The 24,026-nt window shown below is 33.1% G+C and carries 23 protein-coding genes; 15 read left to right on the top strand and 8 right to left on the bottom strand.

What is annotated here, in order from left to right:
- Together BMZ09_RS11585 and BMZ09_RS11580 are read right to left on the bottom strand one after the other, a co-directional pair.
- The gene (locus BMZ09_RS11585) at positions 1-825 is read right to left on the bottom strand and encodes a hypothetical protein (RefSeq protein WP_090840746.1); all 825 of its coding nucleotides are present in this window, start codon (positions 823-825) and stop codon (positions 1-3) included.
- Positions 826-883: 58 nt separating this feature from the next.
- Positions 884-2,860 (bottom strand): alpha-ketoacid dehydrogenase subunit alpha/beta, encoded by a 1,977-nt coding sequence (locus BMZ09_RS11580; RefSeq protein ID WP_090841151.1) that lies wholly within the window; start codon positions 2,858-2,860, stop codon positions 884-886.
- Between the two features lie 154 nt (positions 2,861-3,014).
- Between BMZ09_RS11580 and BMZ09_RS11575 the strand changes: the two genes are divergently transcribed.
- From BMZ09_RS11575 to BMZ09_RS11555, 5 genes are all read left to right on the top strand, one after another.
- On the top strand, positions 3,015-3,962 hold the full coding sequence (locus BMZ09_RS11575; RefSeq protein ID WP_090840744.1) for an isopenicillin N synthase family dioxygenase: 948 nt from the start codon (positions 3,015-3,017) through the stop codon (positions 3,960-3,962).
- Positions 3,963-4,041: 79 nt separating this feature from the next.
- Positions 4,042-4,368 (top strand): translation initiation factor, encoded by a 327-nt coding sequence (locus BMZ09_RS11570; protein ID WP_090840742.1) that lies wholly within the window; start codon positions 4,042-4,044, stop codon positions 4,366-4,368.
- Between the two features lie 2 nt (positions 4,369-4,370).
- Positions 4,371-5,300: a DUF1835 domain-containing protein gene (locus tag BMZ09_RS11565; RefSeq protein WP_090840739.1), complete on the top strand. Its 930-nt coding sequence runs from the start codon at positions 4,371-4,373 to the stop codon at positions 5,298-5,300.
- Positions 5,300-6,169, top strand: a complete 870-nt coding sequence (locus BMZ09_RS11560; protein ID WP_090840736.1) for a nucleoside phosphorylase — start codon at positions 5,300-5,302, stop codon at positions 6,167-6,169. Before BMZ09_RS11565 ends, BMZ09_RS11560 begins: the two co-directional genes overlap by 1 nt.
- A gap of 1 nt (position 6,170) precedes the next feature.
- Entirely contained in the window at positions 6,171-7,025 is an 855-nt protein-coding gene (locus tag BMZ09_RS11555; RefSeq protein WP_090840734.1) for a substrate-binding domain-containing protein, read from the top strand.
- A gap of 177 nt (positions 7,026-7,202) precedes the next feature.
- Here BMZ09_RS11555 and ung read toward each other — a convergent pair whose 3' ends face one another.
- Positions 7,203-7,868 carry a uracil-DNA glycosylase gene (gene ung, locus BMZ09_RS11550; protein ID WP_090840732.1) on the bottom strand — a complete coding sequence of 222 codons (666 nt, stop codon included), beginning with the start codon at positions 7,866-7,868 and terminating at the stop codon, positions 7,203-7,205.
- Between the two features lie 91 nt (positions 7,869-7,959).
- Between ung and BMZ09_RS11545 the strand changes: the two genes are divergently transcribed.
- From BMZ09_RS11545 to BMZ09_RS11510, 8 genes are all read left to right on the top strand, one after another.
- Positions 7,960-8,475, top strand: coding sequence for a GNAT family N-acetyltransferase (locus BMZ09_RS11545; RefSeq protein ID WP_090840730.1), 516 nt, complete (start codon positions 7,960-7,962; stop codon positions 8,473-8,475).
- Between the two features lie 36 nt (positions 8,476-8,511).
- On the top strand, positions 8,512-10,002 hold the full coding sequence (locus tag BMZ09_RS11540) for a YfcC family protein (RefSeq protein ID WP_090840728.1): 1,491 nt from the start codon (positions 8,512-8,514) through the stop codon (positions 10,000-10,002).
- Positions 10,003-10,119: 117 nt separating this feature from the next.
- The gene (locus BMZ09_RS11535; protein WP_090840726.1) at positions 10,120-10,719 is read left to right on the top strand and encodes a SatD family protein; all 600 of its coding nucleotides are present in this window, start codon (positions 10,120-10,122) and stop codon (positions 10,717-10,719) included.
- Positions 10,716-11,435 (top strand): DUF3307 domain-containing protein, encoded by a 720-nt coding sequence (locus BMZ09_RS11530; RefSeq protein ID WP_090840724.1) that lies wholly within the window; start codon positions 10,716-10,718, stop codon positions 11,433-11,435. Before BMZ09_RS11535 ends, BMZ09_RS11530 begins: the two co-directional genes overlap by 4 nt.
- Positions 11,436-12,422: 987 nt before the next feature.
- Complete coding sequence (locus BMZ09_RS11525; RefSeq protein ID WP_090840722.1) at positions 12,423-12,983, top strand: hypothetical protein; 561 nt, start codon at positions 12,423-12,425, stop codon at positions 12,981-12,983.
- A 74-nt stretch (positions 12,984-13,057) separates the two neighbouring features.
- Positions 13,058-14,272 (top strand): hypothetical protein, encoded by a 1,215-nt coding sequence (locus BMZ09_RS11520; protein WP_090840720.1) that lies wholly within the window; start codon positions 13,058-13,060, stop codon positions 14,270-14,272.
- A gap of 34 nt (positions 14,273-14,306) precedes the next feature.
- Positions 14,307-14,744 (top strand): GNAT family N-acetyltransferase, encoded by a 438-nt coding sequence (locus tag BMZ09_RS11515; RefSeq protein WP_090840718.1) that lies wholly within the window; start codon positions 14,307-14,309, stop codon positions 14,742-14,744.
- A gap of 179 nt (positions 14,745-14,923) precedes the next feature.
- Complete coding sequence (locus BMZ09_RS11510; protein ID WP_090840716.1) at positions 14,924-17,098, top strand: endonuclease MutS2; 2,175 nt, start codon at positions 14,924-14,926, stop codon at positions 17,096-17,098.
- Between the two features lie 715 nt (positions 17,099-17,813).
- Here BMZ09_RS11510 and BMZ09_RS11505 read toward each other — a convergent pair.
- Positions 17,814-18,272 carry an Mpo1 family 2-hydroxy fatty acid dioxygenase gene (locus BMZ09_RS11505; RefSeq protein WP_090840714.1) on the bottom strand — a complete coding sequence of 153 codons (459 nt, stop codon included), beginning with the start codon at positions 18,270-18,272 and terminating at the stop codon, positions 17,814-17,816.
- Between the two features lie 40 nt (positions 18,273-18,312).
- On the opposite strand from BMZ09_RS11505, the gene BMZ09_RS11500 reads away from it, so the two are divergent.
- Positions 18,313-18,729, top strand: coding sequence for a thiol-disulfide oxidoreductase DCC family protein (locus BMZ09_RS11500; protein WP_090840712.1), 417 nt, complete (start codon positions 18,313-18,315; stop codon positions 18,727-18,729).
- A gap of 33 nt (positions 18,730-18,762) precedes the next feature.
- On the opposite strand, the gene BMZ09_RS11495 is transcribed toward BMZ09_RS11500, so the two are convergent.
- Genes BMZ09_RS11495 through aroC form a run of 4 tightly spaced genes read right to left on the bottom strand, consistent with a single transcriptional unit; the run spans position 18,763 to position 22,959 of the window.
- On the bottom strand, positions 18,763-19,974 hold the full coding sequence (locus BMZ09_RS11495) for a rhodanese-like domain-containing protein (protein WP_245741140.1): 1,212 nt from the start codon (positions 19,972-19,974) through the stop codon (positions 18,763-18,765).
- The gene (locus BMZ09_RS11490) at positions 19,922-21,256 is read right to left on the bottom strand and encodes a dicarboxylate/amino acid:cation symporter (protein WP_090840710.1); all 1,335 of its coding nucleotides are present in this window, start codon (positions 21,254-21,256) and stop codon (positions 19,922-19,924) included. The genes BMZ09_RS11495 and BMZ09_RS11490 overlap by 53 nt, the downstream gene beginning before the upstream one ends.
- Before the next feature lie 22 nt (positions 21,257-21,278).
- Entirely contained in the window at positions 21,279-21,851 is a 573-nt protein-coding gene (locus BMZ09_RS11485; RefSeq protein WP_090840708.1) for a hypothetical protein, read from the bottom strand.
- Positions 21,852-21,897: 46 nt separating this feature from the next.
- Entirely contained in the window at positions 21,898-22,959 is a 1,062-nt protein-coding gene (gene aroC / locus BMZ09_RS11480) for a chorismate synthase (RefSeq protein WP_090840705.1), read from the bottom strand.
- Between the two features lie 182 nt (positions 22,960-23,141).
- Between aroC and BMZ09_RS11475 the strand changes: the two genes are divergently transcribed.
- Positions 23,142-23,987, top strand: coding sequence for a UDP-2,3-diacylglucosamine diphosphatase (locus BMZ09_RS11475; RefSeq protein WP_090840703.1), 846 nt, complete (start codon positions 23,142-23,144; stop codon positions 23,985-23,987).
- The last annotated feature ends 39 nt before the right edge of the window (positions 23,988-24,026 follow it).

The following is a 24,026-nucleotide window of genomic DNA, read 5'->3' as shown; positions in this document are numbered from 1 at the left end:
TTACTCTTCTTTTTTAGTATCGGAAGATGCTTTAGTAGTGTCTTCCTTTGTTTTTGTATCTGTTTTAACAGGCTCTTCTATTGGATTAGTGATTTCGTCATCTTTAAAACCTTGTTCTAAAAGTTTTAATTTGCTTTCTTCGGTTTTAGCTAAAACAAGAATTGCTTTACGTCCTGTTCTTAAATTCCATTGATTTGACATAATAATAATATTATTTTCATCAAAAATCCTAAGCTCTGCCGTATTTGGTCCATAAAGACCTTGATTTAATGCTTGGAATTCTATTTTGAATACACCTTCATTAAAATCTATATTAAACCCTTTAAAACCATGTGTTAACACTTCTTGAAGCACAACAACATCACCATTTATTATAACACGTATTAAATCACCATCAGCAGCACCAAAATCACGATACTGTATATTAAGTTTTTTAGCAGTTGTTTTAAATTCACCTAAAATTTGGTTGGTATCCTCAGGTAGTAATTGCTCGCTCTCTCTAACACTTTCGATTTGTCTGTCTAATTGTTTTGTATAAAGCTCAGCAGGATTTCTGAAGTTATTATCTTCTTCATAAATAGAAAATGCTTTTTTAGGTTTTTCAGCAGCAACCACCTTTTTAGGCACATTAACTTCCGTATTGCTATTATCTTTGGGCTGTGCTTCTTCTGTCTCAGGAGCAGGTTCTATAATTAATTCTGGGTCATCTTTTGGGTCCTCACTCTCTACTGCAGGAATAACCAAGCCAACACCCTCTCCGTCTATTTGGCCATAAGTAGTTACAGAAAACGTAAAAAGTATAAAAAAAGAAATGTAAAATTTCATGATGTTTATTTATTTGACCAAAATAAACCAAAAATCGTACCTAAATGCTAAAACTATGCTAATAGTCCATTAATTTAAGTAATTCTCCTTCAAATTTATCTCTAGAAAGGTATTGATCTTCTAATTGATTGATAAACGGTATTGGCGTATCTAAACTAGCTACACGTTTTACAGGCGCATCTAAATGCTCAAAGCAATGTTCCATAATTAATGCGGAAATATCACTAGCTATACCTCCAAAAAGTGAATCTTCTTGCAATATAATAGCACGCCCTGTCTTTTTAACGGAAGCATAAATAGCATCGGTATCTAGAGGCTGTAAAGATCTTAAATCTATAACGTCCGCGTTAATATCTGGATGTTTCTCCAAAGTACTTAATGCCCAATGTACCGCAGCACCATAAGCAATAACAGTAATATCACTCCCAGTTTGAAGTAAAGCTGCTTTACCAAACGGAATAGTAAAATAATCTGTAGGCACTTCTTGTCTAATACTTCTATATAGTGCTTTATGCTCGAAAAACAATACTGGATTAGGATCGTTAATAGCTGTTGCCAACAATCCTTTAGCATCATAAGGAAATGCAGGATAAACCACTTTTAAACCTGGTGTTTTTGTAAACCAAGCCTCATTAGTTTGACTATGAAACGGTCCTGCTGCTACTCCTGCACCACAAGGCATTCTTAAAACAATGTCTGCTTTTTGGTTCCATCTATAATGTGATTTAGCTAAATAATTAACCACAGGATTAAATCCAGAGGTTACAAAATCTGCAAATTGTAGTTCTACAACACTTTTTATTCCGGCAATACTTAATCCCATTGCGGTCTCAATAATTGCCGATTCGCATATTGGCGTATTACGGACTCTGTCCTTTCCAAACTGCGCTACAAAACCATCTGTGATTTTAAAAACACCTCCATATTCGGCAACATCTTGACCCATTATAACAAGATCGTCATGACGTTCCATTGATTGTTTTAATCCTTCAGAAATCGAATCAATTAAACGCAATTCTGAAGTTTCGTTATTTTCTTTAACTTCTTGATATATAAAGTCTTGATATACATCATTTAACTCATTGCTTTCAGTGGAAACGATTTCAGTTTCCGCGTAAGCGATATCTAAATTATCACTAATTTCAGTAATATATTTTGCTTTTAATTCTGAAATTAAGTCAGTGGTTAAAACGCCTTCTTTTAGTAAAAATTCTTGGTAATTTTCGATTGGATCTTTAGTTGCCCATTCGTCCATCAACTCCTGAGGCACGTATTTTGTACCACTAGCCTCTTCATGCCCTCGCATTCTAAAGGTTTTAAATTCGATTAAAATCGGCCTAGGATTTTCACGTACACTTGTTGCCAACTCAACAAGTTTAGTATAGACTTCTAAAATATTATTTCCGTCAATTATATGGCTTTCCATTCCGTAACCAATGGCGCGATCCGCTAAATCTTTACAATTATATTGCTCTGTAGTTGGCGTAGATAAACCGTAACCATTGTTTTCTATACAAAACAAAACAGGCAATTGCCAAACGGAAGCGACATTTAAAGCTTCATGGATATCTCCTTCACTAGTTCCTCCTTCTCCTGTAAAAACAGTGGTTACTTGATTTTTGTTTTTTAATTTAGAAGCTAAAGCAATACCATCTGCAACCCCAAATTGAGGTCCTAAATGACTAATCATTCCCACAATATTAAACTCTTGCGTTCCAAAGTGAAAACTTCTGTCACGTCCTTTTGTAAAACCATTAGCTTTTCCTTGCCATTGCGAAAATAATCTATGCAATGGAATGTCTCTTGTTGTAAAAACGCCTAGATTTCTATGCATTGGTAAAATATACTCATCCTTATGCATTGCAGCTGTTACACCAACAGATATAGCTTCTTGACCAATACCAGAAAACCATTTACTAACCTTACCTTGTCTAAGTAAAATAAGCATTTTCTCTTCTATTAATCTTGGTTTTAGCATACGCTTATAAAGATTTAAAAGCGTAGTATTATCTAAAGATTGTTTGTCAAAAGTCATGTTGGTTTTTTCTAATGCTGATGTTTTCATAAAAGCGTTTGTCAAATATAGAATAATTGCTCAGAAGTAAATCAGTGCTTTAAAAAAAAATATGAGCACCATTTTTCCAATGTTTTCGCTACATTTGTATATATTACACTTATAAAATATAAAGATGAATAGCATACCTAGCGTTAATTTAAAGGATTTTACATCTGGAGATCCTGTTAGAAAACAACAATTTGTTGATCAAATTGGAAAAGCTTACGAAGAGATAGGATTTGTTGCTTTAAAAGGGCACTTATTAGACGATTCCTTAGTAGATAACTTATATACAGAAATTAAAAACTTTTTTTCTTTACCATTAGAAACAAAACATAAATACGAAATACCAGGTATTGGTGGACAACGTGGCTATGTGTCTTTTGGAAAAGAAAGTGCAAAAGGTAAAAAAGAAGGCGATTTAAAAGAATTTTGGCATTTTGGACAATATGTAGAAGATGATGCTGAACGCGCTAAAGAATATCCTGAAAATGTAAACGTAAATGAGCTTGCTAAATTTAATCAAGTAGGAAAAGAAGCTTACCAAAGATTGGAAGAAACAGCTAAGTACGTATTACGTGCATTAGCTTTACATTTAGGATTAGAAGAAACATATTTTGATAATTATATCCATAACGGGAATTCAATTTTACGCCCAATTCATTACCCACCAATCACGCAAGAACCAGACAATGCAGTCCGTGCTGCAGCACATGGTGATATTAACCTAATTACATTGTTAATGGGTGCTCAAGGTCGTGGTTTACAAGTACAGAATAATGCTGGCGAGTGGATTGATGCCATTGCAGAACCAGATGAATTAATGATTAATGTTGGAGATATGTTATCTAGACATACTAACAACAAATTAAAATCTACTATACACAGAGTAATTAATCCACCTAAAGAACTTTGGGGAACATCACGTTACTCAATTCCTTTTTTCATGCACCCAATAAGCGAAATGAAACTTGATGTTTTAGACAGCTGCGTGGATGACAAAAACCCTAAACAGTTTGATGATATTACTGCTGGTCAGTTTTTAGACGAGCGTTTAAGAGAATTAGGTTTGAAAAAATAGTATTCAGTTTACAGTCTCAGTCACAATCACAATAGATTGTGGTACTGAGACTGTAAATGTGAACTATAAACACTACAAAATGGATTTACAAGATCAATTAAAAAATCTCTTCCCAGAACACGAACCTGAAATTGTTGAAAAACAAGACAAAGCGAGTGATATATGGCTTCAAGATGACCCAATACTTTGCAAATACGAAAAGCGTAAAGGCAAACCTATTACCATTTTAGAAGGGTATACAGGTGCAACCGAAGATTTTAAGTTATTGGCAAAAGAGCTGAAACAAAAATTGAGTGTTGGTGGTAGTTTTAAAGATGATAAAATTATAATTCAAGGCGATTACCGTGATAAAATCATGGCAATGCTAAAAGAAAAAGGGTTTAATGTAAAACGCGTTGGCGGATAATTATGAGCGAAAACAGTCTTCATATCACAAACGGTTCTAGCTTAACAGATTATTTATCTAAAATAAACTTTAAAGGAGATACTTTAACTTGGCACGAAATGCTTTGTGAAGGTCCAACCGCAAAAGAGATTGATACACCTGAGTTTTTTAAAAATAGAAAAGCATTTCTTGAGGAGGCTTATGCGCTAGAATATGATATTGATAGTATTAAAACCGAGTTTGATAAACTAAACGATGTTTCAAAATACACAGATATTGTATTATGGTTTGAATATGATTTATTCTGCCATATTAATCTAGTAGCTGCTATTAGTTTAATTAAACAAAAAGGTATCAAGCTTCCACTCTATTTAGTTTGTAGTGGACGTATTGAAGGCGAAAAGGAACTTAAAGCATTATCTGATTTATCAGAACAGCAACTTTTAAAAGAATATAATAATAGAATTAAATTAAATGTTGATGATATTGCTACAGCCCAAAAAGCGTGGCGTATTTATTGCGAACATGACCATAATTTATTAAAAGAATTAATTATAAGACCCTCTAGTTTTAAATATTTAAGCAATTGCTTAAAAGCACATTTAAGACGTTTTCCGGATACTAGAAGTGGATTAAATACTTTAGAATTTAACACCTTGGTACTTATAAAAGAACACAGCGTAACGTCCCGTAATCACTTATTAGGTTATTGTTTACATTATCAAGGTTACTATGGCTTTGGGGATTTACAATTAAAACGAATGATTGATAGATTAGCGTTGTTTTATGACGAAACGGAAAACACATTAACGTTAAACAGAAATGGTCATTTGGCTATAGAAGACCAAAAAAACTTCTATAAATTAATAGATACCAATCTACAATTTGGAGGCGTAAATAAAGCGGACTTCCAATACAATAAAAAAGAGAATAAATTAATACAAACCATTTAATGGCTATACAAGAATCAGAATTAATTCTAAATCCAGATGGTAGTGTTTACCATCTTAATTTATTACCAGAACATATCGCAGACACAATTATAACAGTGGGAGATCCCGATCGTGTGCCTGGTGTTACAAAATATTTTGAATCAATCGAATTTTCTACTCATAAAAGAGAATTCCATACCCAAACAGGCGTTTATAAAGGTAAGCGTATGACTGTAATTTCTACAGGAATTGGAACCGACAATATAGATATTGTTTTTAACGAATTAGATGCGCTTGTTAATATCGATTTAAAAACAAGAACAATTAATAAAACACATAAATCACTTGATATAGTTCGTATCGGAACCTCTGGATCTATTCAGAAAAATATTGGTATTGATACTTTTGTAATTAGCGAAAAAGCATGTGGTTTTGATAGTTTACTTCATTTTTATAATAGTAAACACATCCAGCAAACAGATGTATCTGATGCTTTAATAGCCCATACAGACTGGTCTGAGGACAAATCTAAGCCTTACGTAGTAACTGCAAATAAAGCGTTATTTGCTAAGTTAGACTCTAATCAAACTACAAAAGGTTTTACAGCAACTAATGTTGGGTTTTACGGACCTCAAGGTCGTATTTTAAGACTATCAATCCAAGACAATGATCTTAATGATAAACTAGCTACCTTTAGTTATAATAATCAGGCGATTACTAATCTAGAGATGGAAACAGCCGGAATATATGGTTTAGCAGGCTTATTGGGGCATCGAGCAGTATCCATGAATGCTATAATTGCTAATCGTGCTACAGGAGAGTTTAGTAAGGATCCTAAATTAGTAGTAGAGAACTTAATACAATATACTTTAGACAAATTAGTACAATAAGATGAAGCAGATTAATATTGGTGGTGTGCCAGAACATTTTAACCTAGCTTGGTATTTAGGCTTAAAAAATGGCGAGTTTAAAGAGCAAGATATCAACTTACGTTGGAAAGATTATTTTGGCGGTACAGGTGCTATGTGTAAAGGTTTACGCGATGGTGACATTGATATGGCAGTTATACTTACTGAAGGGATTATAAAAGATATTATTGCAGGTAACAAATCTAAAATTGTTCAGGTATTTGTAGATACCCCATTAATATGGGGAATTCATGTGGCTGAAAAATCTGATTATAAAAACATTCAAGATTTAAAAGGAACTAAAGCAGCAATAAGCAGATATGGTTCTGGATCACATTTAATGGCGTACATTAATGCTGAAAATAATGGATGGGATCTAGAAAAAGATTTAAACTTTGAAGTTATAAAAAACCTAGATGGTGCTGTTGAGGGTTTAACCGAAGGAAAAGCCGATTACTTTATGTGGGAGAAATTTACCACAAAACCACTAGTAGATAATGGTACTTTTAGACGTGTTGATAACTGTCCTTCTCCTTGGCCATGCTTTGTTATAGCAGTAAGAGAAGACTTTTTAAAAACCAATAAAGCAGACGTTAAAGCTATTTTAGATATTGTAAATGCAACCACTAAAGAGTTTAAAGAAATACCAAGTATAGACCGTATGATTGCCAACCGTTATGAACAAGAGATTGAAGATGTTCAAGAATGGTTAAGCTTAACAGAATGGTCACAAGAAAATATCTCAAAACAAACCGTTAAAAAAGTTCAAGACGAGCTATTTGCTCTAAATATTATTCCTGAAAAATGGAAATATGAAGATCTTGTTGAAGATTTATAATTTGAAAAGGCCTCACTTATTAGTGAGGCTTTTTTTTATGTATGAATACTTAAATTCCTATTCCTTACAATTTGTCTTTATTTAAAAAAAAAGAAATTCATCTCTTCTTAAAAAGAAGAAGAAGAGAGCTACATCTCAATAACATAAGCAATAATCTCAAATAATAGTAAAAACACCTTACCAATTTATCAAATCCAATCCATCGGATGCTAACAAACTATTAGTCTGACTAAAGTGTTTGTTACCAAACCAATATCCTCGATTAGCGCTTAAAGGAGAAGGATGTCCAGACGTTAAAATATGATGTTTTTTAGCATCAATTAACTTGGCTTTCTTCTTAGCAAAACCACCCCAAAGTAAAAATACTACGTTTTCTTTTTGGTCACTAATCGTTTTAATTACAGCATCTGTAAAAGTTTCCCAACCTTCCTTTTGATGACTCCCCGCTTCATGTGCTCTAACCGTTAACGTCGCATTTAGCAAAAAGACCCCTTGCTTAGCCCAACGCTCTAAATTTCCGCTTGACGGATAACTTATATTTAAATCCGTTTCAATTTCTTTAAAAATATTAACTAAAGATGGTGGATGTTTAACACCATCTGTAACACTAAAACATAATCCATTGGCTTGATCATAATTATGATACGGGTCTTGACCAATAATAACAACTTTTAAATCGTCTAAATGACAGGTTTCAAAAGCATTAAAAATTTGATTTTCAGGCGGAAAACAAGTCGCTTCTTGATATTGCTTAGTTACAAATTGCGTTAAATCTTTAAAATAAGATTTATCAAATTCGGTTTGTAAATAAGTTTTCCAACTTTGATGGATATTCACGTTCATATCTTGTTATTTTTGCTGCCATTATTAGGTGTAACGGAGTGCTAAAAATAATACTATCTTTAATAACTCTAACTTATTTACTAAATATTAAATGACTATTACAAACGCCACATCAACGGATATTGACACTATTTTCGAGTTATACAAAATAGCCTCAGACTATCAAAAAACTAAGAAAACCGTTGTGGTTTGGCCTGATTTTGAACGCGACATGGTTGTTTCAGAAATTAAAGAAAACCGCCAATTTAAACTCATAATCAACAATACAGTGGCTTGCGTTTGGGCAATTGCCTTTAAAGACGAGCAAATTTGGGAAACCAGTAAAGATGACAATGCTATTTACATCCATCGTATTGCGACTAACGCTAAATTTAGAGGACAACAGTTTGTGTCTAAAATTGTGGCTTGGGCAAAGGACTATGCAAAAACCAACGCGATAGATTATATTAGATTAGACACTTTAGGAAACAACACGGATTTAATAGGCTATTATAAAAAATCAGGATTTGACTTTTTAGGGATGTTTGAATTAAAAAACACAGATGGTTTGCCTGACCATTACCATAATCAGCCAGTGTGTTTGTTTCAAATACAATTAGAACAATAACCATTTACTTACCTCAAAAAGATAATTATTTTTTAGATGAAAAACATAAAATTCCCTTCAGCACAAACCATTTTACTAATCATAGCAGGATTAGTAACACTATTAACTTGGTTAGTTCCTGCGGGTAAGTACCAAACTTTGGGGTATAATAAAGACGCGAATCAATTTACAAGAGTGGCGTTAGAAAAAACTGAAACATTACCAGCAACTCAACAAACCTTAGAAACGCTGAATATTAAAATTCCTTTAGAAAAATTTACTAATGGAGACATTAACAAACCTATTAACATACCAAATACGTATCAAGAGCTAGAAGCACAACCACAAGATTTTTACGATTTTGTACAATCACCAATAAAAGGGATCATAGAATCGGCAGACATTATTTTCCTTGTTTTAATTATCGGAGGATTAATAGGTATAATAAATAGTACAGGTGCGTTTGATGCTGGAATCAGCAAATTGGCAACAGCCTTAAAAGGACGCGAGTTTATTTTAATTATATTAGTAACAGTTTTAGTGGCAGCGGGAGGAACAACCTTTGGTTTTGCTGAAGAGACTATTGCCTTCTACCCTATTTTAATCCCAGTATTTTTAGCAGCAAAATATGATGCTATGGTTGGTATCGCCTCTATCTTTTTAGGGAGTGCTATTGGGACTATGTGCTCAACAATTAATCCGTTTAGTACTATTATTGCTAGTGATGCAGCAGGTATTAGTTGGACCACTGGACTTGGCGGAAGACTTTTTATGCTACTAGCCTGTTTAACTATTGCTTTAACGTATATTATTAGATATGGTAAACGTGTACAAAAAGACCCAACTAAATCTGTTATTTACGATCAGCAACAACAGATAGCAGCATTATTCTCTCATAAAACCGAAACCGTACAATTCACAACCCGTTTACGTCTATCTTTAATAGTGTTTGCTTTGTGTTTTATAATCATGATTTATGGTGTTGTGGCTTTAGAATGGTGGTTTGTAGAGATGACCTCTATCTTTTTAGTAGGTTCTATCTTAATTGGAGTAATTGCAAAAATTAAAGAAACAGAGTTTATAGACACATTTGTAAAAGGTGCAGGAGACTTATTAGGAGTCGCTTTAATTATTGGTATAGCACGTGGTGTAACTGTAATTATGGCTGATGGATTAATTAGCGATACGTTATTATATTATGCTAGTTCCATGACGGAGGGCATGAACAAAGGTGTGTTTGCAAGCGCCATGACCGCAATTTACGGAGGATTATCCTTTTTTATACCAAGTAGTTCTGGTATGGCAGTATTAACAATGCCAATCATGTCACCTTTAGCAGATAGTGTTGGTGTAGGAAGAGAAATTGTTGTAAACGCGTATCAATACGGATTAGGCTTGTTTTATTTTATAAACCCAACAGGTTTAATATTAGCCTCATTGGCAGTGGTAAAAGTAGGCTTTAACAAATGGATTAAATTTGTAATGCCACTATTTATAGCCCTTATTGTATTTACATTAGTGGTTATGACGGTATCAAGTTTTTTATAAAATGATATTAGAAATCAAAATATCTGCCCTATAGCGGATATTTCAAATTATCTGCTTTTAAGCATATATTATTGCGTATCTGCTTAAAAAGCGATACATTTATAAAAAGTAATCAAAATGGTAGCAGTTTTAACAGGAGATATTATCAACTCTAGACAAGGTAATGTTATGCAATGGTTAGATATATTAAAGCAAACCTTGGACAAATATGGACAAGCACCACACCAGTGGGACATTTATAGAGGCGATAGTTTTCAGTTAGTTACCACACCACAACACGCCTTATTTGCAGCGTTACACATAAAAGCAGCCATTAAAAAAAACGATAATTATGATGTCAGAATCGCCATCGGATTGGGACAACAAACCCATAATGCTAAAAAAATAGCCGAATCCAATGGTCCTGCCTTCATAAACTCTGGCGAAGCTTTTGAAGCTCTAAAAAAGCAAACCTTAAGCATAAAATCTAATACTCCAGATTGGGATCAACCGTTAAATATCATGCTTAATTTAGCAGTATTAACCGCCAATAACTGGAGCAGTACAGTAGCAACAGTAATATTAGCCGTATTAGAGCATCCAACAAAAAACCAGAAACAAATAGCAGACCTATTAGACAAATCTCAAAGTAACATCAGTGCAGCCCTAAAACGCGGTGGCTATGAAGAGATTATGCAACTAAACCACTACTACAAAAACCAAATAATAAAGTTATGATGCTACTAGTACTTAAATTGGTGTTAGCACATGCCATAGGCGATTTTGTGCTTCAGCCAGACCATTGGGTAAAAGACAAAATATTAAAAAAACACAAATCCAAATACCTATACTATCACGTTCTAATTCATGCCATAACCTTACTAGTTATACTACAATTTGACACCACGTATTGGCTAGGAATAACAACTATAGTCGTTTCGCATTATATTATAGATCTAATTAAATTACACTTAACCTCAAAAATAAATGTTAGACGTCTATTTTTAATGGACCAAATTGCACATCTCATAATTATAATATTAGTCGCTGTAGCATACACCTCATACAGCGTAGATATAGACGTACTATACACTAAAAACACAATAGCATTACTCCTATCACTAATTGCTATAACATCCATAGCATCCGTAATAATGCGCTTAATAATGAGCAAATGGATTCTAGACGAAGATGATGCAAATGACTCCTTAGAAAAAGCAGGAAAATACATTGGTATCCTAGAGCGCCTATTTGTGTTTGGATTTATAATCATAAACCAATGGAGCGCCATAGGTTTACTAATAGCAGCAAAATCAGTGTTTAGATTCGGAGATTTATCAAAAGCGAAAGACCGAAAATTAACCGAATATATCTTGATTGGGACACTCCTTAGCTTTGGTATAGCCATAACCGTTGGATTATGTTATAACTACATCATTAACTTAAAATCGTAAACTAGCAACTTTCTGGTTGTAATTTGGATAATATCGCTTTCGCGGAAATAAAGCCAAAAGCATTGGGATTTCAGTTGAAGCTTAAGCATAGCTATATCTACAACGTCAGACATAACATGTTTCAGTATCACACAACAAGCTAAGAAAAGCAACACGATAACTTCAAATAATGAGAATCTGAAATAAATTCAGATTGACGTCAAGTACTAATTCAACTACAGTTAAAACCACAAAATCAACCACAACCATAACCGGAACAGGAATCGGAACCGCAACTATTATCACAACCACAACGTCATACTGAACTCGTTTCAGTATCACACAACAAGCTAAGAAAAGCAACACGATAACTTGAAATAATGAGAATCTGAAATAAATTCAGATTGACGTCAAGTACTAATTCAACCAAAACCACACCCAAAACCAAAACCAGAACCACTATCACAACCGGAACAGGAATCAGAACCGTAACCACTATCACAACCACAACGTCATACTGAACTCGTTTCAGTATCACACAACAAGCTAAGAAAAGCAACACGATAAGTTCAAATAATGAGAATCTGAAATAAATTCAGATTGACGTCAAGTACTAATTCAACCAAAACCACACCCAAAACCAAAACCAGAACCACTATCACAACCGGAACAGGAATCAGTACCGTAACCACTATCACAACCACAACGTCATACTGAACTCGTTTCAGTATCACACAACAAGCTAAGAAAAGCAACACGATAAGTTCAAATAATGAGAATCTGAAATAAATTCAGATTGACGTCAAGTACTAATTCAACCAAAACCACACCCAAAACCAAAACCAGAACCACTATCACAACCAGAACCGCATACTAAACTCGTTTCAGTATCCATAAGAAAAAACACTTCAAAACGCATAAGTGTTGCAAATAAATACTGATAATTGTAACTTCGTTCTTACTTTTTTACAAAAGCAAACCAAACAAATTACTTAACCAATCAACCAAATGAAAAAAAACCTAATTGTACTGCTAATTCTATTAACGTCAACCATTGCTAACGCACAATTTATAAAAGAGAAATCAATAAATGCACAAATTGGATATGGAATTACTTTTCCGTCTGACAGTACTGACGATTTTGCCGATGAAGGTTTTTTTGCACAATCTGAATTAGTATTAAAAATAACCAATTGGGTAGATTTTAGACCGTATGCCGGTTTTATAATAACAAATTCAAACGGTAAAGATTTAGATGGTAATCCAACCAATCAGATTGCCGAAAGTCAAGCCTTTTTATTAGGCGTAAAGTCAAGAATCAGAATTCCGATTCCGTACGTAGCTCCATATGCCGAGGTTGGTATAGGAACATCAATCGGGAAATTTAGAACATTAACGCGTTTTTATAATTTTGATAAAACCGGAATAATTTATCATATCCCTTTTTCTCTTGGATTAGAATTAGGACGTAAACATAATGTTGACATTAGTTTTACGTATTTCTATCAGCCATATGTCAAACAATATGTGGGTGCATTTGCTGCTGGTCTAACTTTCCCTTTGAACTAAAATCTATTTTTAAAAATTAAAGTCGACTTCCTTTAATAATTTTCAGAGGTAATTCATTTAAATAAAACTGTAGCATGTCAAAAACCCTTTTTATTCTTGTATTCTCCCTTTTATCAACTTCGTTCTTTGCTCAAGAGAAGTTAAAATCCAACGATATTTCTAAGTTTTCACATACATTCGACATCGTAAATGGCAATATAATAGGGGCTGGCGCAACGGTCTTGGAAGAAAAAATATTAGAGAGTCAATTTTTCTTATTAGGCGAAGAACATTATTCTCCTGAAATCTCAGAATTAACTAATGTCTTATTACCAAAGTTAAAACAATCTGATTTTAACTATTTTGCAATAGAAGTTGGACCAAACAGTACAGAAAAAATTGTTTCTGTAATTAAAAAAGAACACTCTTTATATAAATTTAATTCTGATTTTTATTCAAAATATCAAGATATCCCAATCCCTTTTTTTGATGGCAAAAAAGATGAGTTATTCCTTAAAACTGCACTAAAGGAAAATATTGAAATTTGGGGTATCGATCAAGAATTTGTGTCTGCTCACCTATTTCTAATTGATGAAATTTATAGCTTGTCAAATAATAAATCTTTAATACAAACTGAATACAATAGCGTAAAACGCTTTATTAAAGAAGAATACAAAAAAGAGTTAGATGTTAAGGGTTACCAAATGTTTGAAAATCTTTTAGAATCGACAATTATAAAAACCTTTTTTGATAAATGCCCAGACGTAAAACAGCGTAAAATAATAGAAGATTTAATCATATCTTGGAAAATTTACGCTATGCGTGAAGTTAAAAATTATAGTCAAAATAATTTAACGAGAATGGAGTATATGAAACAGCAATTTGGATCGTATTATAATACGGCTTCAAAAACAGATACACTTTCCAAAATCTTTATAAAAATGGGATCCATGCACTTGGCTAGAGGACAAAATTGGTTAGGAATATATGATTTAGGTAACCTAATTAAAGAATTGTCTTATTTAAATGGAACCAAATCAACTTCGATAAATTGTTTCTCTAGATATTGGAAAGACGACAAAGGACAAGTATTTGACTTTTTAGATGAAAAAGAAGGAAAAGCATATCAACCACTTCTAGAACTCGCAAAAAAAGATAAATGGGTACTTATCGAAACTAAACCAATTTTAGAGCTTATAAAAAAGGAAAATATAAAATTGAACAAAGATTTAAATATTTTAATCTCTGGTTTTGATTTCATTTTATTCTCACCTACAAAGTCTGTCGTATCTTTAAACTATTCGGAGTAAATAAAGTAATTCCCCTCAAATCAAACAAATAATTATGGACACAAAAACGGAATTCAATATAGAACCTTGCAACAAAGACAATATAAAAGTTATTGTAGATGGTATTAACGACTATAATTTAAGCAAAGTTCCAGCAATTGCTTCCATTTGGACACCTTTAGAGTTTGTTGCTAAAGATGAAAACGGTATAGAAATTGGCGGAATCCTAGCTGGAATTGGGTATTGGAATGGTTTAGAAATTAAGATTCTTTGGGTAAAAGATGGCTATCGAAAAAAAGGGGTTGGTTCTCAGATTTTAAAACATGCTGAAACGATAGCCATCCAGAAAGGTGCAGAAATAGCAATGCTTGACACCTTTGATTTTCAAGCAGAACAATTTTACTTGAAAAATGGCTACCAAGCTATTGGCGAAATAAAAGATTTCCCCAAAGGTCATAAACGTATTTATTTTTCTAAAAAACTTACTAAATAAAGCCTACCAATAAATCACTACTACCCAATCTTAAAAAGTACAAACTTGTTTTTTAGCGGACTAACCAATATTTGAGTTAGTGTCTTAAAAAAATCCAACCCAATTGCGTAAATTTGTAATGCTAGAAAAAGACTAATTAAAGATTAAAAGATTTTCCGCCTTCACGGAAAAAAGCATAGATGATAAATATTCACGAAAAAACATTACAAGATTTAGAGTTTTACACCGTATTGCAACAAGTTAGCGAATATTGCGTAACTGCATTAGGTAATCAAGAAACCCTAACCATTTTACCATATAAAGACAAAGAAGAATTACTACGTGCGTTACAGCTAACCAATGAGTATTTGTCGTCTTATTATAATGATAATCGTATTCCTAATCACGGTTTTGATACCATTACAAAAGAATTACAGCTTTTAAAAATAGAAAACACTTATTTAGAGACGCATAGTCTTAAAAAGTTAGTCTCAATATCACTGACTGCTAATGAGATTGTAAAGTTTTTTAAAAAATTTGAAACCTACTATCCAGGATTACATCAACATAGTTTACGTATTGAAGTAACCACTGCTATTATTGAAAAAGTAGATAGTGTTGTGGATAGATTTGGAGACGTAAAGGATAACGCATCTGCTTTATTACAACAATTAAGACAAGAAATTAATAAACTTAAAGGTAAAATTAATTCTAGTTTTACATCGGCATTAAACCAATATCATAACTTAGAGTATCTGGATGATATCAGAGAATCTGTTGTGGATAACAAACGTGTGTTAGCGGTAAAAGCCATGTACAGACGTAAGGTTAAAGGTGCTATTATGGGCGGAAGCAAAACCGGAAGCATAGTATACATTGAGCCTGAAACCACATTACAACATACAAGAGAACTTAATAATTTAGAATACGAACAAAGCGAGGAAGTGGTTCGTATTTTAAAAGAAGTGACCAATTATATGCGTCACTATCTACCATTATTAAATTTATACCAATCATTTTTAACTGAGATTGATGTAATTTCCGCGAAAGCGAAATACGCAAAATCCATGAACGCTATCTTACCAGAAATCTCTGAAAAGAGAGAGTTACACTTGCGTGATGCGTACCACCCTATACTCTATTTAAATAATTTAGAGAAAAAAGAAAAGACCTTTCCGCAAACCATCGGACTTAAGGAAGACAGCAGAATTATAGTAATTTCTGGACCTAACGCCGGAGGAAAATCGATTACACTAAAAACTGTTGGGTTACTACAAGTTATGTTACAATCTGGACTTTTAATTCCGGTACACGAGCGTAGTAAAGCCTTTTTATTTGATCGTATATTGAGTGATATTGGTGATAATCAGTCTATTGAAAACCATTTAAGCACCTATAGTTACCGATTAAAACAGATGAATTATTTCTTGAAAAAGATTAATAAAAATACGCTGTTTTTAATTGACGAATTTGGTACCGGGTCTGATCCAGAATTAGGTGGCGCTTTAGCGGAAACCTTCTTGGAAGAATTTTATGCTCGAAATGCTTACGGGATTATTACCACGCATTATGCTAACTTAAAAATGTTGGCTAATGAAAAAGATGAAATGATTAACGCAAACATGATGTTTGACGAGCGTACACTGGAACCAATGTACAAATTAGCATTAGGACAAGCCGGTAGTAGTTTTACGTTTGAAGTCGCACAGAAAAACGGAATTCCGTATAGTCTAATTAACCGCTCTAAAAAGAAGATTGAGCGAAGTAAAGTTCGTTTTGATGCCACGATAGCTAAATTACAAAAGCAACGTGCTAAGCTTGAAAAAACAAGCGAATCGCTGAAAGTAAACGAAAAGAAAAAACAAACCGAAGCCGATAAGTTAGAAGAAATCAATGCTAAGGTTCAGAAAAAACTAGAAAACTATCAAGAATTATACGATAGTAATCAACGACTGATTTACTTAGGTCAGAAAATGAATGACATTGCAGAGAAGTTTTTTAATGATAAAAAGAAAAAGGAGTTAATGTCAGAATTGTTCCGTTTGGTGCAAATTGAAAACTCTAAGCGTAAAAAAGTGACTGCAAAACAAGCTAAAGCTGAAAAAGCTAAAGAAACGCAGGTTAAAAAGGAAGCAGAAAAAACTGTAGAAGTTATTCGCAAAAAGAAGAAAGACGCTAAAGAAAAAGAGAAAAACAAACCTGTGGCACCAAAACCAATTTTAAGAGTCGGAGATCGTGTAAGAATGAACGATGGACGTGCAGTTGGTACTATTGATAAGTTTGAAAAAGGTAAAGCAATTGTTAACTACGGTATGTTTACCACTAACGTTAATGCAGACTTATTGGAGCTTGTTGAAGCAATTAAAAAGAAATAGTAATTGAATTATAAGTGGTATTGAGACCGTTATTACTAAATAAATAAAAGCTCTCAATACACTTCTCCTGCGTCGAAGCACTCGAACTGACGTGTTGTGATTACTCTTATTCGATTAATATGTGGCTATATGACCTTATTAAAATATAACGTCATACTCCAAACCGTCACTTCAAGTGATTTGTGAGGCACGAGCAAATTGTATCGAGAAGTGCAATATGATAAGAAAAATAAAAAGTTCTCGATACACTTCTCCTACGTCGAAGCACTCGAACTGACGTGTTGTGATTACTCTTATACGATTAATATGTGGTGATTATGATCTTATTAATTATGACATAATACTCCGAACCGTCACTTCGAGTGATTTGTGAGGCACGAGCAAATTGTATCGAGAAGCACATTAACGTAAGAAAATTAATAAAAAATTAAAGCTCTCGATACACTCCTCCCGCGTCGAAGCACTCTAACTGGCGTGTTGTGATTACTCTTATTCGTTTAGATGTGAAGATACCTTATTAAAATATAACGTCATACTCCAAGCCGTCACTTCGAGTGATTTGTGAGGCACGAGCAAATTGTATCGAGAAGCGTATTATGATAAGAATAATAAAAACTTATCGATACACTTCTCCTGCTTAGAAGCACTCGAACTGACGTAACTTAACTACGTTTACTATAAAGTCTAATTAATCAATTATAAATCGTCCCCTATACTACTTACCAAAAAGCTTGAAGATAACCCAGGCTGGACCAACTAATAAAAACTGAAGATCATCAATAAAACTTGGTTTTTGACCTTCTACTTTATGACCGTAAAACTGTCCAATCCAAGCAACTATAAACAATATAATCGAAAAGTATAATATTGACACATATTGAGAAATGTAATAATTAAGGACTAAGCAAAATGCTGAAAATAACAACATTTGCAATCCAACTTTTACCGATAGTCTAAAGTAGAATAACACCAAAATAACTGCTAAAACTACAAATGCCCAATTGGCAATAATTGGATGTGGTAAAAATGAATTTAAAACCCCTGATGGAATAGACATAAATAGGCCGACCACACTAAAAAAGATTGCAGGTACACAAATATAATGTATTGCTATGTTAGTAGGGTCTTGATGACTTACCGCATAACTATCAAACCATTGTTGTAAAGTTTTCATAATATTGATTTTTGTAAATATATTAAATTATTTTTGTGGTATGTTACAGTTACCAAAAGACAAATCTCTAATTCTTTTTGATGGTGTTTGCAACCTTTGCAATACTTCAGTGCTTTATGTTATAAAACATGATGCAAATAACAGGTTTCTATTTGCCCCTTTACAAAGTAATATTGGACAGCAAATCATAGCTAAATACAACTTAGATACGTCTAAAACAGATTCGATATTATTATACTCTGCAGACAAAGGTTTAAAAGTAAAATCGACCGCTGCATTATATATTGCAAAACGTTTAGGGTTACCAAACAATTTACTATCTGTGTTTTTAATTGTTCCTGCTTTTATTAGAAATTGGGTCTACGATTTTATAGCCAAAAACAGGTATAAATGGTATGGAAAAAAAGACAATTGTATGATTCCGACACCTGAATTAAAATCTAAATTTATAGATTAAACAAAGACTCTTAAACAATTTATAAACAGAGCTTTACTTTAATATTTTTTTCAACGTATTATAAGCTAGTTTTTCCATTTGATCCATTTCTCCATCAGCAAAAGCCATAAGCTTAATATCTGCAAATAAATCTGCTAAATCATTTCGATAATAGTCGTGTGTTTTTACCGCTTCAACAATATTCTGAATACTCTGATAATCATTATCTTCTTCAAATTTTTCATGCACACGTTGGTACACACTTTTATCTACTCTTGATAAAATATACTCTTTTTCCGATTTACTTTCGTCTAAATCAGAATGTGCTATAAAAAGTAATATATAAGCTAATAATTCGTCTTTTGACCACTTATTTGGGTGTTCCATTGTTTCTGTTGTTAAAGTTCCGTATTCTGTCCACGAGCCATCGTAAACACTATTACTATATCCTAAAATTGTTGCAGCTAAACTTAATACTGATGCTGTTATACCAGAACCACAAGTAAAGACTAATTGTTGATTGCTTTTTGCTAAACCGCTAAACAGAGACTGCCAATCTTTGATTGATCTAAAAGTATTACCTTCCAAAAGCGCAGTATATGGTAAGTTAACCGAGCTTGGTATAGTTCCCGATCGTAGTCCTGCTCTAGGCTCACTTACTTTAGATGTAAACCTATCGTTTGAACGGGCATCTATAATTTTAAATTCTGAATCTTTTCCTATAGCATCTAAAGACTCAAAATAGACCACGTTACTCGGGTTATATTTTGCTTTAAAATCACCTGTTAATTTTATATTGTCTTGACAGAATTCTGTTTTAAAATGGTGTGCTTTCCATTCCGGTAAACCACCATCTAATACCGCTACATTAGCATGCCCAAACGTTTTAAACAACCACCAAGCTCTAGGACTTGAGTAAATACCTTTACTGTCATAAACCACAATAAAACTATCCTTGTGTATACCTAAATCTCGAGCTGACTGCTCAAACTGTTGTTCTGACGGGATAGTACTAGGAAATTCTGCCATAACATCACTAAAGTCTTTCTTTATATCAAAAAAACGAGCATTAGGTATTTGTTGTTCTTCAGGATTTGATTGACTACCCGCTACTCTAGCAATAGTTGCATCTAAAACAATTAAATTAGGCTGTTCTAAATTAGCTTGCAACCAGTTTACAGATACAATATTATCAAAACCTTCCATAGTTGCTTTATTTAACGTTTTCGTAATTATCGTCCCATTCTTTTGGTTTAGGATTGTCATGAAGTTTTCCTAAAGATTTTGCCACAATCATAGATACTGTAGCATCTCCCGTTACATTCACAACTGTCCTACACATATCTAAAGGTCTATCTACAGCAAAAATCAACGCTAAACCAATTGGTAATAATTCTGGTGGAAAACCAATAGCTTCCAATACAATAACCAACATAACCATTCCAGCACTTGGCACTGCAGCACTACCTATTGACGCTAATAAAGCGGTACCAACAATTACTAACTGATTTGTAAATGTTAATCCTTCTGGCCAAATTACTTGCATAATAAAAACAGCAGCAATACCTTGATACAAACTAGTACCGTCCATATTTACTGTAGCTCCAACTGGTAATACAAAACCAGACACTTCTTTGTCCACTCCCAAATGCTCCTCTACACGTTCCATAGTAACTGGTAATGTTGCAGCACTACTACTTGTAGAAAATGCTAATAACTGTGCAGGACTGAAACGCTGAAGAAACCATAACGGTGATTTTTTTGTAAATATTTTTATCAATAATAAATAAAAACAAATCATTAAAAACAAACCAAATACTACACAGGCTGCATAACCTAACAGTTTAACCAATATTGTAGTGTCATCAAAAGCGATAATAACGTTTGCCATTAATGCAAAAACTGCATAAGGCGCAAATAGCATGATTAAATCAACCATTTTCATAACCACTTCATTTAAAGAATCAAAGAAGTCTACCAATGGTTTTGCTTTTTTTACTGGAATTAATAATAGACAAATACCAACAAATAATGCAAAGAAAATAACTTGAAGCATTGCCGGTTTTCCATTAGCATCACTAAAAGAGAAGAAAATATTACTAGGAAAAATATCAACTAAAGCTTGTAATGGCCCGGCATCTTGAGTCACTTTTGCTTTACCAATCATTACATCAGCATTACCTTGATATGTTGTTTTTATTTTGTCAATAGTTTCTTGAGGCATCCCCTCTCCTGGTTTAACAATATTTACAATACTTAAACCTATTATTATTGCTATTACAGTTGTTCCAATATAAATACCAATGGTACGTAACCCCATTGTTTTGATTTTAGAAATATCTTTTAAATCTGAAATCCCTTTAATTAACGATGCTAATATTAACGGAACTGCTATTAATTTTAAAAGATTAATAAAAATTTTACCAAAAGGAGCTATCCAATCGCCAACAAATCCTTTACCTCCATCTACGCTATTCATTAAAAAACCAAAAATGATTCCTAAAACCATTCCTATTATAATTTTCCAGTGTAATGCAAGTTTTTTCATAAGTTGTTAGTTGTTTTTCCTTTTAGTTAGTTAGTTTTCGTCCTATAATTTTATGTCTCCAAACTTCATAAAGACAACATGTCGTGTCGTCTTGGTCTGGATTATTTAATGGTAATTCACGCTGTATTCTTTTCACCTTATTGTAATCGGATATTAAACCTAATGTATTTAAATCTGTCGCTAAAAAAGTGTTATCAAAACCACCTCCATTACTTAAAGCACTAGTATCACCTCCTATTGTGATTAAATCATAACCAACAAATTCAAATTGGTCGGACAAGTCTGCTTTTATAGCATTAGGTTCTTTAACAATTGCTAGCAAATTAAAATAAGGAATCGCTTTTACTTTTTCTAATACATAATCCAATGTATTAAAATAAAACATGACTAAACCTTGATCTGTTGCCAAATGCTCCCAATCTGCTTCTGTATCCATCTCTGGTACAAATAACAACCTATTAAGATTACCATCTAAAGATACTAATTCTTTTAAATGATTAATTTCAGAAAATGCTAAATAGTCCTCCCAACTAAATCCATGCTTATGATTAGCATCAAAAGGCTGCAAAGCTGTATAGTAAATCTTAGATTCCATTTAAAAAATAAAGCTAAACGTGATATTTATAATTGTAATACGGGTTTTATGAGTACGTTTTATTGATCAATAAATAATCCGCTAAAACCAATGCTGCCATAGCTTCCACTATAGGTACCGCTCTTGGCACAACACAAGGATCATGACGTCCTTTACCGTGCATTTCTACTTTTTCGCCGTCCTTATTTATCGTTTCTTGATTTTGCATGATGGTTGCAACAGGCTTAAAAGCCACTCTAAAATAAATATCCATTCCGTTGCTAATACCACCTTGAATACCTCCTGAAAGATTAGTTTTAGTGCTTCCGTCTATATTAAATAAATCGTTATGCTCACTACCTTTCATTTTTGCGCCACAAAATCCGCTACCATATTCAAAGCCTTTAACAGCATTAATAGATAACATGGCTTTACCTAATTCGGCATGTAATTTATCAAAAACAGGTTCTCCTAATCCAATAGGCACATTCTGTAAAACACAAGTTACTGTACCTCCAATAGTATCTCCTTCTTTACGAATTTGCTTAATGCGGTCAATCATTTTTTCAGCTATAGCTGAATCCGGACAACGCACATCGTTACTTTCTATATTAGAAAAGTCTAAATCTTGATATGGTTTATCTATAAAGATATCTCCAACCGAAGATGTAAACGCATTAATTTTTACATTTTTAAGCATTTGCTTAGCGATAGCACCTGCAACTACGCGACTTGCGGTTTCTCTTGCAGAGCTACGTCCTCCACCTCTATAATCTCTTAAACCATATTTTTTGTCGTAAACATAATCAGCATGACTAGGTCTATAACTATCTTTAATATGTGAGTAATCGTGAGATTTTTGATTAGAATTTTCTATAACAAAACCAATTGGTGTTCCGGTAGTTACACCTTCAAACACACCTGACAAAAACTTAACTTCGTCTGGTTCTTTACGTTGTGTTACAATAGCAGATTGGCCAGGTTTACGTCTATTCATTTCTGCCTGGATAGCCTCTAAATCTAATTCGATTCCTGGAGGGCATCCATCTATAATTCCACCAATTGCGACACCATGTGACTCGCCAAATGTGGTTAGTTTAAATAAGTTTCCGAAGCTATTACCTGCCATAAATCAATTAATTTACGCTAAAGTAATCATAAATAATAGCCAAACAAAACTGAAGTAAATTCAACTTCAAAAAATTGATAATATTAACTTAACAATTCGCTCATAATTAGATAATTATCCAATAATGTTTGATTAACACTAAAAACTGATATTTGCATATCATAATTGAAACCCCAATTGCTTTGAAATTAAAAAGAAAAGTTGAGATTGTTGTTATATCGGATGTGCACTTAGGCACTTATGGCTGCCATGCAAAGCAGCTACTAACCTATTTAAGTAGCGTAGATCCCAAACATTTAATTCTAAATGGGGATATTATTGATGTTTGGCAATTTAGCAAACGGTATTTTCCGAAATCACATATGCAGGTCATTAAAAAAATTGTGGCTTTAGCTGCTAAAGGCACAAAAGTGACATACATAACGGGAAACCATGACGAAATGCTTAGAAAATTCACGGATTCTGAAATAGGAAATATTTCAATAGTTAATAAGTTAGTTCTAGAATTGGACGGTAAAAAAGCATGGTTTTTTCATGGCGATGTCTTTGATGCTTCCATACAAAGTGCCAAATGGTTAGCTAAACTTGGTGCCTACGGTTACGATCTTTTAATTTTAATAAACAGATTAATAAATTGGCTACTAATTACTTTTGGAAAGGAACGCTACTCATTATCAAAAAAAATAAAAAACAGTGTCAAAGGAGCAGTTAAGTTTATCAGCGATTTTGAAAAAACAGCAACAGACTTAGCTATAGAGAATGGTTATGACTATGTTATTTGCGGACATATCCATCAACCAAAAAACGAAATAGTAGAAACTAAAAAAGGGAAAACAAACTACTTAAACTCCGGAGATTGGGTAGAGAATTTTACTGCTTTAGAATATCAGTTTAACCGTTGGAAGCTTTACAGGTATAGTGAAGATAAACTATCTGCCTTTTATGCAGACGAAGAATTGAAAGACATGTCGGAACAAGAATTAATTGCTGCAATTACAGTTATGAAACCTTTTAAAACACCTAAATAACATTTTAAATTTGTGCTGTTAGTTTTAGTTATTGTTTAT

This window comes from Olleya namhaensis (assembly GCF_900114005.1).
GTDB lineage: Bacteria > Bacteroidota > Bacteroidia > Flavobacteriales > Flavobacteriaceae > Olleya > Olleya namhaensis.
This window is presented reverse-complemented; position numbering and strand designations above follow the sequence as displayed.

What these genes read in the sequence shown, in the direction of transcription:
- BMZ09_RS11585 (WP_090840746.1), bottom strand. Translation starts at nt 825, where the DNA reads ATGAAATTTTACATTTCTTTTTTTATACTTTTTACGTTTTCTGTAACT.
- BMZ09_RS11580 (WP_090841151.1), bottom strand. Translation starts at nt 2,860, where the DNA reads ATGACTTTTGACAAACAATCTTTAGATAATACTACGCTTTTAAATCTT.
- BMZ09_RS11575 (WP_090840744.1), top strand. Translation starts at nt 3,015, where the DNA reads ATGAATAGCATACCTAGCGTTAATTTAAAGGATTTTACATCTGGAGAT.
- BMZ09_RS11570 (WP_090840742.1), top strand. Translation starts at nt 4,042, where the DNA reads ATGGATTTACAAGATCAATTAAAAAATCTCTTCCCAGAACACGAACCT.
- BMZ09_RS11565 (WP_090840739.1), top strand. Translation starts at nt 4,371, where the DNA reads ATGAGCGAAAACAGTCTTCATATCACAAACGGTTCTAGCTTAACAGAT.
- BMZ09_RS11560 (WP_090840736.1), top strand. Translation starts at nt 5,300, where the DNA reads ATGGCTATACAAGAATCAGAATTAATTCTAAATCCAGATGGTAGTGTT.
- BMZ09_RS11555 (WP_090840734.1), top strand. Translation starts at nt 6,171, where the DNA reads ATGAAGCAGATTAATATTGGTGGTGTGCCAGAACATTTTAACCTAGCT.
- ung (WP_090840732.1), bottom strand. Translation starts at nt 7,868, where the DNA reads ATGAACGTGAATATCCATCAAAGTTGGAAAACTTATTTACAAACCGAA.
- BMZ09_RS11545 (WP_090840730.1), top strand. Translation starts at nt 7,960, where the DNA reads ATGACTATTACAAACGCCACATCAACGGATATTGACACTATTTTCGAG.
- BMZ09_RS11540 (WP_090840728.1), top strand. Translation starts at nt 8,512, where the DNA reads ATGAAAAACATAAAATTCCCTTCAGCACAAACCATTTTACTAATCATA.
- BMZ09_RS11535 (WP_090840726.1), top strand. Translation starts at nt 10,120, where the DNA reads ATGGTAGCAGTTTTAACAGGAGATATTATCAACTCTAGACAAGGTAAT.
- BMZ09_RS11530 (WP_090840724.1), top strand. Translation starts at nt 10,716, where the DNA reads ATGATGCTACTAGTACTTAAATTGGTGTTAGCACATGCCATAGGCGAT.
- BMZ09_RS11525 (WP_090840722.1), top strand. Translation starts at nt 12,423, where the DNA reads ATGAAAAAAAACCTAATTGTACTGCTAATTCTATTAACGTCAACCATT.
- BMZ09_RS11520 (WP_090840720.1), top strand. Translation starts at nt 13,058, where the DNA reads ATGTCAAAAACCCTTTTTATTCTTGTATTCTCCCTTTTATCAACTTCG.
- BMZ09_RS11515 (WP_090840718.1), top strand. Translation starts at nt 14,307, where the DNA reads ATGGACACAAAAACGGAATTCAATATAGAACCTTGCAACAAAGACAAT.
- BMZ09_RS11510 (WP_090840716.1), top strand. Translation starts at nt 14,924, where the DNA reads ATGATAAATATTCACGAAAAAACATTACAAGATTTAGAGTTTTACACC.
- BMZ09_RS11505 (WP_090840714.1), bottom strand. Translation starts at nt 18,272, where the DNA reads ATGAAAACTTTACAACAATGGTTTGATAGTTATGCGGTAAGTCATCAA.
- BMZ09_RS11500 (WP_090840712.1), top strand. Translation starts at nt 18,313, where the DNA reads ATGTTACAGTTACCAAAAGACAAATCTCTAATTCTTTTTGATGGTGTT.
- BMZ09_RS11495 (WP_245741140.1), bottom strand. Translation starts at nt 19,974, where the DNA reads ATGACAATCCTAAACCAAAAGAATGGGACGATAATTACGAAAACGTTA.
- BMZ09_RS11490 (WP_090840710.1), bottom strand. Translation starts at nt 21,256, where the DNA reads ATGAAAAAACTTGCATTACACTGGAAAATTATAATAGGAATGGTTTTA.
- BMZ09_RS11485 (WP_090840708.1), bottom strand. Translation starts at nt 21,851, where the DNA reads ATGGAATCTAAGATTTACTATACAGCTTTGCAGCCTTTTGATGCTAAT.
- aroC (WP_090840705.1), bottom strand. Translation starts at nt 22,959, where the DNA reads ATGGCAGGTAATAGCTTCGGAAACTTATTTAAACTAACCACATTTGGC.